General features: G+C 74.1%; 11 protein-coding genes and 1 pseudogene. 7 read left to right on the top strand and 5 right to left on the bottom strand.

Features of this window, described 5'->3' with window-relative positions; genetic code table 11:
• Nucleotides 1-15 precede the first annotated feature (15 nt).
• Nucleotides 16-1,611 (bottom strand): helicase HerA-like domain-containing protein, encoded by a 1,596-nt coding sequence (locus BM223_RS01850; protein WP_052139070.1) that lies wholly within the window; start codon nt 1,609-1,611, stop codon nt 16-18.
• Between the two features lie 80 nt (nt 1,612-1,691).
• On the opposite strand from BM223_RS01850, the gene BM223_RS01845 reads away from it, so the two are divergent.
• On the top strand, nt 1,692-1,988 hold the full coding sequence (locus BM223_RS01845) for a type II toxin-antitoxin system VapB family antitoxin (RefSeq protein ID WP_038682096.1): 297 nt from the start codon (nt 1,692-1,694) through the stop codon (nt 1,986-1,988).
• Between the two features lie 4 nt (nt 1,989-1,992).
• The gene (locus BM223_RS01840; protein ID WP_052139071.1) at nt 1,993-2,529 is read left to right on the top strand and encodes a LytR C-terminal domain-containing protein; all 537 of its coding nucleotides are present in this window, start codon (nt 1,993-1,995) and stop codon (nt 2,527-2,529) included.
• Nucleotides 2,530-2,552: 23 nt separating this feature from the next.
• Here BM223_RS01840 and BM223_RS01835 read toward each other — a convergent pair whose 3' ends face one another.
• Nucleotides 2,553-4,046, bottom strand: coding sequence for a potassium/proton antiporter (locus BM223_RS01835; RefSeq protein WP_307723161.1), 1,494 nt, complete (start codon nt 4,044-4,046; stop codon nt 2,553-2,555).
• Between the two features lie 70 nt (nt 4,047-4,116).
• Between BM223_RS01835 and BM223_RS01830 the strand changes: the two genes are divergently transcribed.
• The gene (locus BM223_RS01830) at nt 4,117-5,595 is read left to right on the top strand and encodes an FAD-binding protein (RefSeq protein ID WP_235319065.1); all 1,479 of its coding nucleotides are present in this window, start codon (nt 4,117-4,119) and stop codon (nt 5,593-5,595) included.
• A gap of 108 nt (nt 5,596-5,703) precedes the next feature.
• Nucleotides 5,704-6,879 (top strand): aminotransferase class I/II-fold pyridoxal phosphate-dependent enzyme, encoded by a 1,176-nt coding sequence (locus BM223_RS01825; RefSeq protein ID WP_038682098.1) that lies wholly within the window; start codon nt 5,704-5,706, stop codon nt 6,877-6,879.
• Here the strand turns inward: BM223_RS01825 and BM223_RS01820 are convergent.
• Nucleotides 6,876-8,105: a hypothetical protein gene (locus BM223_RS01820; protein ID WP_038682099.1), complete on the bottom strand. Its 1,230-nt coding sequence runs from the start codon at nt 8,103-8,105 to the stop codon at nt 6,876-6,878. The genes BM223_RS01825 and BM223_RS01820 overlap by 4 nt on opposite strands.
• A gap of 159 nt (nt 8,106-8,264) precedes the next feature.
• On the opposite strand from BM223_RS01820, the pseudogene BM223_RS01815 reads away from it, so the two are divergent.
• From BM223_RS01815 to BM223_RS01805, 3 genes and pseudogenes are all read left to right on the top strand, one after another.
• Nucleotides 8,265-8,723: pseudogene (locus BM223_RS01815) on the top strand (putative T7SS-secreted protein); the annotation flags it as partial.
• A gap of 4 nt (nt 8,724-8,727) precedes the next feature.
• Nucleotides 8,728-9,687: a hypothetical protein gene (locus BM223_RS01810; protein ID WP_038682100.1), complete on the top strand. Its 960-nt coding sequence runs from the start codon at nt 8,728-8,730 to the stop codon at nt 9,685-9,687.
• Entirely contained in the window at nt 9,684-11,060 is a 1,377-nt protein-coding gene (locus BM223_RS01805; protein WP_038682101.1) for a hypothetical protein, read from the top strand. Before BM223_RS01810 ends, BM223_RS01805 begins: the two co-directional genes overlap by 4 nt.
• Here the strand turns inward: BM223_RS01805 and BM223_RS01800 are convergent.
• Both BM223_RS01800 and BM223_RS01795 read right to left on the bottom strand, forming a co-directional pair.
• Nucleotides 11,050-11,421, bottom strand: coding sequence for a hypothetical protein (locus tag BM223_RS01800; RefSeq protein WP_052139073.1), 372 nt, complete (start codon nt 11,419-11,421; stop codon nt 11,050-11,052). The two genes, BM223_RS01805 and BM223_RS01800, sit on opposite strands and share 11 nt — an antisense overlap.
• A complete protein-coding gene (locus BM223_RS01795; RefSeq protein WP_038682102.1) occupies nt 11,405-12,733 on the bottom strand; it encodes an acyltransferase family protein in 1,329 nt (442 codons plus the stop codon). Before BM223_RS01795 ends, BM223_RS01800 begins: the two co-directional genes overlap by 17 nt.
• Nucleotides 12,734-12,807: the final 74 nt, after the last annotated feature.

Raw genomic sequence — 12,807 nt, 5'->3', positions numbered from 1 at the left:
CGTCTGCGGGGTGGGTCAGCGCCGGCGGCGCGCGGTGCCGAACATGCCGCGGGCGATCTCGGCCGCCGCGGTCCGCATGAACTGCTTGAACGCCGACGACTTGACGACGTCCTTGACGATCTCGCCGGCCCCGCCGCCGTCGTCCTTCTTCTTGGTCGGGGCACTGCCCTTCGGCTTGGCCTCCTCGGTCTCCTTGGCCTCCTTGGCGGCCTTGGCACCCTCCTCGAGCCGCTTCGCGAGCATCTCGCGGGCCGACTCGCGGTCGACCACCTCGGAGTAGGTCGCCGCGCGGGGGCTGGCCTTGACGGTGGCCTCCATCGACTCGGTGCTGCTGGGCGCCATCAGCGACTCGGGCGCCCGGAGCCGGGTCCAGGCAACCGGCGTGGGCGCGCCCTTCTCGCCCATGACGGTCACGATCGCCTCGCCGATCCCGAGCGTGGTGATCACCTCGCCGAGGTCGGCGTACGCGCTCTTGGGGTAGGTGTTGACGGTCGCCTTGAGCGCCTTGGCGTCGTTGGGCGTGTGCGCGCGCAGCTGGTGCTGGATGCGCGAGCCGAGCTGGGCCAGGACGTCGTCCGGGACGTCGGTCGGGCTCTGCGTCACGAAGAAGACGCCGACGCCCTTGGACCGGATCAGCCGCACCGTCTGCGCGATCGACTCGAGGAACGGCTTCGAGGCGTCCTTGAACAGCAGGTGCGCCTCGTCGAAGAAGAACACCAGCTTGGGCTGGTCGACGTCGCCCACCTCGGGCAGGTCGTGGAACAGGTCGGCGAGCAGCCACATCAGGAACGTCGAGAAGATCGCCGGGCGGTCCTGGAGGTTCGGCAGCTCGACCAGGTTGATCAGCCCACGGCCGTCGGCGGCCTGCTGGAGCAGGTCGGCGGAGTCGAACTCCGGCTCGCCGAAGAACGCCTCGGCACCCTGGTCGGCGAACGCGATCAGCTCGCGCAGGATGACGCCCGCCGTCGCGGCGGACAGCCCGCCGAGGTCCTTGAGGTCGGCCTTGCCCTCGTCGCTCGTCAGGTGCTGGACGACGGCCCGCAGGTCGGACAGGTCGAGCAGCGGCAGGCCCTGCTTGTCGGCGTAGTGGAAGACCAGGCCGAGGCTGGACTCCTGGGTGTCGTTGAGGCCCAGCACCCGGCTGAGCAGGATCGGCCCGAACGACGTCACCGTGACCCGGATCGGGATGCCGATGCCCTGCCCGCCCAGCGCGTAGTACTCGACCGGGAACGCGGTCGCCGTCCAGTCCTGGCCCACGGACTTGGTGCGGGCCAGCAGCTTGTCGTTGGCCTCGCCCGCCGTCGCCAGGCCGGACAGGTCGCCCTTGATGTCGGCGGCGAACACCGGGACGCCGGCCGCGCTCAGCTGCTCGGCGAGCAGCTGCAGGGTCTTGGTCTTGCCGGTACCGGTGGCGCCGGCCACCAGGCCGTGCCGGTTGAGCATCGCCAGCGGGATGCGGATGGTGCTGCCGGTCAGCTCGTCGGGACCGGCCATCAACCCACCGAGCTCGAGGGCGGGGCCCTCGAAGGCGTAGCCGGGCGCGATCGCCTGCTCGATCGGATTCGTGGTCTCAGGTGCTGCGTCGGGAGTGGGCGTCTGCTCCTGCGTCATGTGCGGAACTCTAGGAGATTCCGTGCAGACCGAACATGCCCGACGCCTCGCCCTGCGCCCGCCACGTAGACTCCGAAGCCGTGATCTTCAAGCGCGTCGGGGACGGTCGTCCCTATCCCGACCACGGCCTCACCTCCAAGGGGTGGGCTGCCGTGCCGCCGCGCCAGATCCGGCTCGACCAGCTGGTCACCACCAAGGACACGCTCCAGCTCTCGTCCCTCCTCGACGAGGACTCGACCTTCTTCGGCGACCTGTTCGCCCACGTGGTGCTGTGGCAGGACGACTACTACCTCGAGGACGGGCTGCACCGCGCGCTGCGGGCGGCCCTCCAGCAGCGGCACGTGCTCCACGCCCGCGTGATCCGGATGGAAGGCTGACGAAGTGGTCCTCGACGTGAGGGAGAACAGCCGCACCGCGATCACGCTCGCCGTGCTGGCGGTGCTGTTCCTCGGTGGTGTGGTCTGGGCGTGGTCGCAGGTGGCCGAGCCCTTCCCCGAGAAGGCCGAGGCCGCGCCGTGCACCGACACGCTCATCCCGGCGGGCGACGACGTCGCGCCGCCGCAGGTGATGGTCACCGTGCTCAACGCCGGCGGTCCCAACGGGCTGGCCGGCCAGACGCTCACGAAGCTCGAGAGCTTCGGCTTCGTCAAGGGCAAGCTCGGCAATGCGCCGAGCTCGACGGGCGCCGTGGGCGCGCAGGTGTGGGCGAGCGACCCCGGTGACCCGGCGGCGCTGCTGCTGGCGTCGTACCTCGGCAAGAACGTCGACATCGTCGACCAGCCCTCGGGCTACCCGGGCATCACGATCGTGGTCGGCAAGCGGTTCCAGGGCGTGAAGAAGGGCCAGGCCAAGGTCACCGCGCAGAAGGACTCCCACGTCTGCACCCCGCCGCTGAGCCGGCAGCCCGACGCCACCTGATCCTGAGGGTCAGGGGCCCGCGCTCAGTCGTGCAGCCACTGCGCGAGGCGGCCGCCCGAGCTGACCTGGCGCAGCCGCCGCTCGGTGTCCTCGCGCAGCTTGCGCGGCGTGACGACGATCAGGTCGTCCCCGTGCCGCAGGACGGTACGACGCTCCGGCACCAGCGTGTGCCCCTCGCGCACCACCATCGCCACGTTCGCGCCGACCGGCAGCCGCAGCTCGCCGACCTCGACGCCGTGGAGCTTGGACGACGGGCTGATCGTGATCTGGAGCAGGTCGGCCGCGACCCGTTCGAGCGGGGCCGTCTCGACGTCGATCCCGCGTGGCTCCGAGCGCCGGGCGACGCGCAGCAGGCGCGCGGTGAGCGGCAGGGTCGGTCCGGTGATGAGGGTGTCGATGACGACGAGCACGAAGACGATGTCGAACAGCCGGGTGGCGCCGTCGACGCCCGCCGCGAGCGGGATCGTCGCCAGGACGATCGGCACCGCACCGCGGAGACCGGCCCACGAGATGAACGCGAGCTCGGGCAGCTTCATCGGCCGCACGACGGCGCTGACGAGGACCGACAACGGGCGGGCGAGGAAGGTGAGCAGGAGGCCGGCCACGACCGCCATCCCGACCGTCGCCCACGAGAGCCGCTCCGGCGAGAGCAGCAGGCCGAGCATGACGAACAGCCCGATCTGCGCCAGCCAGGCGAGCCCCTCGACGAACGAGCGGGTGGCGGCGCGGTGCGGCAGGTCGGCGTTGCCGAGCACCAGGCCCGCGACGAACACGGCGGCGAACCCGCTGGCGTGCACCTCGGCCGCGGCGCCGTAGCCGATGAAGGTCAGGCAGAGCACGGCGATCGGGTAGAGACCGGACGCCGGCAGCGCCACCCGCCGCATCACCCAGGCGCCGCCGAAGCCGGCCGCGAGACCGATCCCGACGCCGGCCACGAGCTCGTAGACCATGATCCCCGTGGTGCCGAGCAGCCCGTGCTCGCCGACCGCGCCGGACGAGACGAGGGTGACCAGCACGACGGTCGGGGCGTCGTTGAGACCGGACTCGGCCTCGAGCGTCCCGGTGATCCGCTTGGGCAGCGGGACGACGCGCAGCACCGAGAACACCGCGGCGGCGTCGGTCGGCGAGCAGATCGCGCCGAGCAGGATCGACAGCTGCCACGAGAGCCCGAGCAGGAAGTGCGCGCCGACGGCGACGACCACGATCGAGACGAGCACGCCGAGGGTCGCCAGGGACAGGCCCAGCCGCATCGCCGGGCGGGCGTCGCGCCAGTTGGTGGTCAACCCGCCCTCGGCCAGGATCACCGCCAGCGCCCCGAAGCCGAGCGCGTGAGCGAGCTGGGCGTCCTCGAAGCCGATGCCGAGGCCGGCCTCGCCGAGGGCCACGCCCATGAGCAGGTAGACGAGGAGGCTGGGGAGACCCAGTCCGAAGGATGCGCGCACCGCCAGCACGGCCAGGAAGGTGACCCCGGCGCCGATCAGCAGGAACATGTCGAGCTGGTGGACGTCGAAGGTCAAGAGGGCACTCGGCTTTCGTCGGGTGGCGGGACCGTAGTCTATCGGTAGAACATGTTCTAGATTGGAGCCCGTGAGCTCGCTGAACGACAACCTGCCCGCCGGCCTGGCTATTCCCGACACGCTGCCGGCCGACGTCCTGACTCCCGACACCGAGCAGTACGACGTGGTGGTGGTCGGCTTCGGGATCGCCGGCGGCTGCGCCGCGCTGGAGGCCGCGCGCTCCGGTGCCCGGGTGCTGCTGCTCGAGAAGGCGGCCGTGCACGGCGGGACGTCGTCCATGTCGGGCGGGCACTTCTACCTCGGCGGCGGGACGGCGGTCCAGCAGGCCACGGGCCACGACGACTCGGTCGAGGCGATGGTCGGCTACCTGATGGCGAGCACGAAGAACCCGGACGAGGAGAAGATCCGCGCGTACTGCGAGGGGTCGGTCGCCCACTTCGACTGGCTGGAGGACCTCGGCTTCCAGTTCGAGCGCTCGTACTTCCCCGGCAAGGCCGTGATCCAGCCCGGCACCGAGGGCCTCATGTTCACCGGCAACGAGAAGGTCTGGCCCTTCCGCGAGCAGGTCGCGCCGGCGCCGCGCGGGCACAAGGTGCCGGTCCCCGGCGACACCGAGGGCACCCGGATCGTGATGGACCTGCTGCGCGAGCAGTGCGAGAAGGAGGGCGTCGAGGTCCGCTACGAGACCGGGGCGACCAACCTCGTCGTCGACGGCGACGGTGGCGCCGTCGTCGGGCTGGCCTGGAGGTCGTTCGACCGGACCGGCGTGATCGGCGCGCGGGGCGTGGTGATCGCTGCCGGCGGCTTCGTGATGAACGCCGACATGGTCGCCCGCTACACGCCCGCGCTCGGGTCGAAGCTCTTCACGCTCGGCTCGACGTACGACGACGGCCTCGGGATCCGGCTCGGCGAGTCCGTCGGCGCCGCGCTGGAGCACATGGAGGAGCCCTTCATCACCGCGCCCTTCTACCCGCCGTCGTCGCGCTGCAAGGGGATCATCGTCAACAAGGACGGGCAGCGCTTCGTCGCCGAGGACAGCTACCACGCCCGGACGTCGTACCACGTGCTGCAGCAGCCGGACGCCGTCGCGTACCTCATCGTCGACAGCGAGCACCTCGGCGAGGACCACATGCCGCTGGTCCCCCTCAAGGACGGCTTCGAGACCCTCGAGGAGATGGAGGCCGGCCTCGGCATGCCGGCCGGCGCCCTGGTCGCCACGGTGACCCGCTACAACGAGAACGCCGCCCGCGGCGAGGACCCCGACCTGCACAAGCACCCCGACTGGATCGCCCCGCAGACCGCCGGCCCCTGGGCGGTGCTCGACCTGTCCCTCGGCGTCGCGCTCTACGCCGGCTTCACCATCGGCGGCATGGCCACGACCGTCGACGGCGAGGTACGCCGTCCCGACGGGTCGGTCGTGCCCGGCCTGTACGCCGCCGGCGCCTGCGCGTCCAACATCGCCCAGGACGGCGCCGGCTACTGCTCCGGCACCCAGCTCGGGGAGGGGTCGTTCTTCGGGCGGCGGGCGGGGCGGCACGCGGCCGGGTGACAGTTTCGCCGGTCGACCGGCGAAACTAACACCTGACCGACGAAGTTCCGTCGGTCAAGTAGGAGTTTCGCCGGTCAACCGGCGAAACTTGTGACTGGAGGGACCACCGTGACCGACCGCCTGACCGCTGCCGCCCGCGCGAACGTCCCACCGTTCCACGTGATGGACCTCCTTGCCGCGGCGGCGGAGCGCCAGCGCACCCACGGCGACCTGGTCAACCTCGTGGCGGGTCAGCCCAGCAGTGGTGCGCCCGCTCCGGTGACCGCTGCGGCGGTCCGGTTGCTCGGGAGCGGTGACCCGCTCGGCTACACGACGGCGACCGGCGTCGTCGAGCTGCGGACGGCGATCGCCGGTCACTACCGCCGGGCCTACGGCATCGCCGTGGACGCCGACGACGTCATCGTCACCACCGGGTCGAGCGGGGGGTTCCTGCTGGCGTTCCTCGCCGCGTTCGACGCGGGCGCGCGGGTGGCGATCGCCCGGCCGGGCTATCCCTGCTACCGCAACGTCCTCAGCGCGCTCGGCTGCGACCTGGTCGAGATCCCGACCGGGCCGGCCACCCGCTTCCAGCCCACCGTCGAGCAGCTCGCCGAGGCCCACGCCCGCACGCCCCTCGACGGCCTGGTCGTCGCCAGTCCGGCGAACCCGACGGGCACGATGCTGCTGCCCGAGGAGCTCGCGGCGCTCGCCCGCTGGTGCGACGAGAACGGCGTCCAGCTGGTCTCCGACGAGATCTACCACGGCATCCAGTACGCCGGCGCGCGGTCGAGCTGCGCCTGGGAGACCTCGCGCGAGGCGATCGTCTTCGGCTCCTTCTCGAAGTACTTCTCGATGACCGGCTGGCGCCTGGGCTGGATGCTCGCCCCCGAGCGCCTGCGCCGCCCGGTCGACGTGCTGACCGGCAACTTCTCGATCTGCCCGCCCGCGCTCGCCCAGCACGCGGCGCTCGCCGCCTTCGACGACGCGTCGTACGCCGAGCTCGACGGGCACGTCGCGCGCTACGCCCACAACCGCGGGCTCCTCCTCGACGGCCTGCGCCGGCTCGGGATCGAGCGGCTGGCGCCGGCCGACGGCGCCTTCTACGCCTATGCCGACGTCGGCCACCTCACCACCGACTCGATGGCCTACTGCCGCGACCTGCTGGCGCGCACCGGGGTCGCCGTCGCGACGGGCGTCGACTTCGACATCGTCGACGGCGGCCGGTTCCTGCGGTTCAGCTTCGCGGGGACGGCGGACGACATCACGACCGCGCTCGACCGGCTCGACGGCCGGCTGCTCCCCTAGGGAACGAAGCCCAGCCGCCGCGCGGTCGCCACCGCCGCCGGGACGACGCCGTCGGCGTCGAGGGTGCCGGGGAGGCGGCGCACGGTCCAGCAGGCGGCGATGTCGCCCACGACCTCGCCCCACATCCCGGTCTCCTCGACGAGCGTCCCGCCCCGGCGGGTGCGGGCGCCGACGTCGGGCGCGGGCAGCAGGAGCGCCGCGCGGACCCAGCCGTCGACCGGCGCCTCCGCGTCGGCGAACCAGGCGAGCCGGACGTCGCCGGGCAGCCCGTCGACCCGGCCGCGCAGCACGCCCTGGGCGCGTCCGGGCACCGGCTGGTCGGGGAACGCTCGGTGGAAGGCGTCGGGGTCCTCGAGGGTGAGCCCGCGCTCGGCGGCGAGATCGCGGTAGGCGCTCCACCACGCGCCGGAGAGGACGTCGAGCAGGCCCGGCGCCGCGTGGACGGCGTCCGCCCAGGCCGGCGGCGGCAGCTCGCTCCCCACCGGCGCCGGGACGGCGAGCGGGGCGCAGGCCGCGCGCAGGCCGCGGGCGAGCGCGCCGAGGGCCGTCACGAAGGCGTCGGCCTCGCCGGGCGCGACGTACCCGTTGCGCACGAGGGCGAGGTGCCCGCCGGCGACGACCACCTCGACGAAGGGGTGCGGCAGCGCGCGCAGCGCCGCGCCGGCCTCGCCGCCGAGCCAGGTCGCGACGATCTCGTCGAGAACGGGATCGGTCTCCCCGGTCAGCCGGAAGCCGTCGAGCCCGAGGTCGCCGAGGTCGCGCGAGCCGTGCGGGGGCAGCCGGTCCGCGCGGCGCACGCACAGCCGCGGCAGCAGCGCCGCCTGCGGGACCCGGGCCGCGCCCCGGGTGGCCGGGAGCCACACCGCGTTGCGAGCGAAGGGCTCGTTGCGCGGCCCGTTGTCCCAGCTGCCGAGCCACTTCCAGGTGCCGTCCGAGCGGAGGTCGTGGAACTCGCCGTCCATCGCGAGCCCGTCGCCGTCGACCCCGACCTCGTACAGCTCGTGCAGCACCGTCCCGAAGACGTCGCCGGGCAGCACCCCCCGCGCGCAGCTGAACAGGTGCTCGGCCCAGACCGGGACGACCGACACGAATCCCGACGGCACCCGCTGGCCGAGGTACTCCCAGCCCGCCTCCGCCGCCCAGCCCGACAGGTCGGTCGCGGGCTCCCCACGGCGCGCGTCAGCGACGTCCTCGGGCGCGAACGCGGCCCGGCTCCGCCCCCTCACTCGGAGGGCTCGTGACGCGTCCATCCGAGAGTGGTCCGCGCGCACGCGGCGGTGGTGACAGCATGACGGGAGCCGGTCATGGGTCGAGGATGACTCAACGAAGCCGTCCGTGAGGGCGGAATCCGCCAGGTTTGACTCGGGGCAGGAGCGGGAAGGGCGCGACTCATGTACGGCGACAGCGAGATCATCCGGCGCCGCGTCTCGCAGCTGCGCGACCAGGGCGCCGACGTGCGCGCCCTGGCCGACGAGCTGGTCGCCCGGGTCGAGGCGCTGGGCTGGACCGGACGGGCCGGCGACGCGATGCGCGAGCGGGTGACCGACCGGGCCAGCCACCTGCGGATCGCGGCCGACCGCCACACCGGTGCCGCCGATGCGCTCGCCGACCACGCCGAGGCCGTCGACGCGGTCCGCGACGAGATCGGCGCGACCCAGACCCGGGTGTCCGCGCTGGTCGCCGACGCCCGCGGCCGGATCGCCGCGATCGCCCGGCGCAACGAGGCCGGCGACGGTCCGGCGATCACGCCGGACCCGCTCGACGAGACGCTGGCGGCCTTCACCCCGCCGCCACCGGGCCACCGCGACTGGCTCGACGTCGACGTCCCCGGCCTGGAGCGCTGAGCCCGTGCCCACCATCGACCTGACCACCGTCGGCACCGTCGGCGCCACCCCGGCACCGGCACCCACCGGCACCGGCACCGCGCTCGTCGCCGCCCCGCGGCGGATCGGGCTCACCCTCGCTGAGCTCCAGCACGCGGCGCACCTGGCCGGCGGGGCGCCGCTCCCCTTCGAGCTCGCGCCGCCGCGCGACACCGACGCCATGCAGGCCCGGCTCGGCCGCAGCCCCGCCACCCTCGACGACCAGGCCTACCGCAGCGTGGTCGCCGCCCTCCACGACCCGGCCGAGTCGCTGGGCCGCCGCGGCCTCGTCGACCCCACCGGCACCCGGCTCGACCCGGGTCTGGCGGGCGCCATCGGGCTGCTCGCGGCTCCGCGCCTCGCGCTCGACGTCGACGTCGCCATGGCCGGCGTCCAGGCCAAGGTCTGGCACCGCCAGGACGGCGCCGCGGTCGCCTCCCTCGCCACCGCCGACGGGCTGGTCTTCGAGGTCGGCTGGTTCGGCACCGACGCGTGGCCGGCCGAGCTGGCCCGGATCGCGGTCCTCTCCGAGGAGGTCGACCTCGGCCGCTCCGCCGTCCCGGCGTACGTCGACCTGCCGTTCGAGCTCGCCGACGCGGCCGCCGAGGCCGGCAGCGCCGGGCGCGGCGACCTGCTGCCGGTGCTCGCGGCACGCCACACCGGCCGGGTGCACGGCGCCGACGGCCCGCTGGCCGACGACGTCGTCGTGCGGATCCTCACCGCGCTCTCGGGCGAGGCCCGGGGCCGGCTGCGCGCGCTCGTCGCCGACGTCTCGGGCGATGCCGTCGACACCGTGGGCGTCGTCTCGTGGTCGCTGCTCGCCGACGGCTGGCGCGCGCTGCGACCGCACCACGCCGACGGCGTCCTGCGGCTCGAGGTCCGCAGCGTCGTCCCCGACGACCTCGCCGCCGTGGTGGCGCCGGTGCTCGGCGAGGCGGCGCGATGACCCGCGAGCAGCAGGCACCCCCGGCCGCAGCGCCGGCCCCGGCGCCGGCACCGACCGCGGTCGAGGTCGCGGACCTCGCCGACAAGTACGACCAGATGCTGCGCCTGGCCGACCTCTTCGACGACGCGGGCGCCCAGATGCGCTCGTGGGCCCAGCTGGGCCGCGACGTCCTCGGCGATCCCGACGTCGCCGAGTCCGCGCCCCTCTCGCCGGCCACGTGGGCGATCGCCGACGAGGAGGTCCGGGCCGCGACGACGGGCAAGGGCGGTCTGCTCGGCCGCTCCATCGAGCTCGACGCCGACGCGCTCGTGCTCCGCGCCACCGTGCTCACCTACCGCTGGATCGACGAGCTCCAGGCCGCCGCCTACCAGACGCTGGGCTCCATCGCCGGCAAGGCGATCGGCTACCTCGCGCCCGAGGTCAACCTCGGCGGCGCCATCGTGGCCGCCGGCCTGATCGAGACCGACGCCCTCGACCGCGACGGCGTCGCGGCCTACCTGGGCGAGCTGGCCGAGGCGAACCCCGAGCTGATGGAGCACGTCACCACCGGTGGCGGCGTGCTCGACAGCCTGCAGATGCGGGGACTCCTCACTGCGGGCGTGCACTCCGGCGAGAGCGGGGCCGCGGCCCGGGCCGGCGGCCTGCGCGCGGCCGGCATCACGCCCCTGACCGACGACTGGGCGGCCGCGCTGCGCGACGTCGCCGTCGACCTCACCGAGGGCGCCGACGCGACCACCGCCACGGCCCCCGGCACGATCACCGTCGGCGACCCCGACGCCGTGCCCACCGGGCTGGGCGACCTGATGGCGCTCCTCGTCGGCGGCTCCGACCACGAGCCGGTGCGGGTGCTGCGGGTCGGCCCCGGCCGTCTCGTCGTGCTCGTCTCCGGCGGCGGCACGCCCGAGCCGGCCCCGGGCCGGCTCCGGCTCGTCTCGGGCGATGCCTCCGGCCAGGCCGGCGCGGTGATCCGGACGCTCGGCGCCGCGGTCGAGCCCGGTCCCGAGCCCACCCGGGTGATGCTCGTCGGGCGCGGCAGCGGCGGCGCGGCCGCCCTCGAGGTCGCCACCCGCACCGACCTGCCCGGCTTCGTCGTCGACCAGGTGGTCACGGCCAACGCCCCGGCGGCCCAGCTGCCGGCGCTGCCCGCCGACGTCCAGGTGCTCTCGCTCGAGGACCGCTCCGACCCCGTCGCGCTCCTCGGCTCGCTCATCAACGCCGGCACGCCCAACCGGGTCACCGTCGTCTACGACGCCGGCTCCGAGCCCGGCGTCCCCGCCCTCGTCGCCGGGGGCCGGGCGGCCGACCGGGCCGACCACCCCGACCTGCGCGCGGCGCTCGAGCGCTGGCGCGCGGCGGGCTACCTCAGAGGCTGAACTCGCCGGGCAGCCTGCCCGAGGTCCGGGCGTACCGGACGGTCCACGTGTCGCCGTCGTCGGCGCGGTGCGCGATGGTCGCTCGCCGCTCGTCGGCGCGGCCCTGGCGCAGCGCGCTCATCGCGGCCGTGCAGCCCGCCTCCGCGTCGCTCACCCGGGCGAAGATGTTGACGACGAGCGCGCCGTCGGAGATCCGCTTGCCGCGGTCGTGCCCGTCGACATGACCGAGACCGCGCTCGGCCAGGACGCTCCCGAGCCACTCGCTCGCGTGGTCGATCAGCCAGTCGTCGCGACGCTTGGTCTGGGTCGGGTACTGCACGACCACCCAGGCGAGTCCGTCCGCGTCACTGCTCCGCTCCACGGCGGTCGAGGCTACCGGGCAGCCGGACCACTCCCCCGGCGAGGCAGGCCGCGAGCGGCACCAGCGGCAGCCACCACAGCACCACTCCGTCCCGGGTGATCCCGAGCGCCGCCAGCGCCCCCAGGCCGCCGCAGACCCCCAGCACGGCCAGCACCGGTCGCCACGGCGCGGGCGCCGGGCGGGGGTCGGCGGCGGGGGTCTCGAAGCGCCCGACGACGGCGACCGCGCCGGCCGTCAGCAGCGCCAGCACCGCGAAGTACAGCGGCCGGGTCGCCCACCAGCCGCCCGTGTCGGGCAGCCGGTGCAGCCCGAGCCCGTCGAGCGCCAGCGAGCCAGCGACGAGCGCTCCGAGCATGGTCAGGTGCCACAGGTAGATGCTCATGATCCGGGCGTTGACCAGCACCGTGGCGACCCACACGCGGCGCCGGGCGACGAGGCGCTGCAGCAGCGGCTCCAGGGTGAGCACCACACCGGCCTGGAGCAGCCCGAGGAAGCCCTGGGTGACGCGCGTCGGGTAGGCGTTGTCGATCTCGTCGGTGCGGACGCCGACCATCGAGACGGCGTAGGGCCCGTGCACCGTGAGCAGCCAGAGGACGCCGAGCCCGAGCGCCACCAGAGCGAGCCGGCGTCCGGCCGAGGCCAGCCGGCCGTCGAGCCAGGCGTAGCCGAGCATGTGCACCGTCGACCACACGAGCACGTAGTTGAGGAAGCCCACCGCGAGCAGGTCGCGGCTGACGCTGACGTAGTCGACCAGACCGGCCAGGGCGAGCCCGCCGCCGACGGCCCACCAGCCGGCCCGCTCCCACACGGCCAGCGTCAGCGGGGCCAGCGCCACCACGACGACGTACGCCGCGAGGAACCAGGTCGGCACCAGCGAGGCCCGGCTGGCGATCCGGAGCAGGTCCGGGTCGGCGCCCAGCGCGTGCGCCGACGGCGCCAGGACCGCCCAGAACACCATGAGCGGGAGCACCGGCAGCACGAGCCGGCGCAGCCGCGAGCGCAGCCAGCCGCCGTACGGCTGGGCGCGGCGGCGGGCCGAGCGCCACGACAGGGCGTTGGCGTAGCCGCCGACCAGGAAGAAGACCGGCATCACCTGGAGCACCCAGGTGAGCGGGTGCGTCCACCCGGCGAGGTCGAGCAGGTCGCCGCGGTGCAGGCCGCCGTCGCGGTCGACGTACACGGCCGCCATCAGCCAGTGCCCGAGGACGACGACCAGGATCGCCGCGGCGCGCAGCAGGTCGACGACCCGGTTGCGCTCGGGTGGGGTGCGGTCGGCGAGGGCGGCGGCGGAGGGCAGCAGGGCGTGCGACATGGAAGAGATCCTGATCACCCGGGCGCCGCCCAGGCTGGGCCCGAGTACTCAAATCTTCGACGAACTGCTTGACA

The organism is Pimelobacter simplex, from assembly GCF_900114845.1.
GTDB lineage: Bacteria > Actinomycetota > Actinomycetes > Propionibacteriales > Nocardioidaceae > Nocardioides > Nocardioides simplex.
Note: the sequence above shows the minus strand (reverse complement) of the source record. Positions and strands in the feature narration are given on the sequence as shown.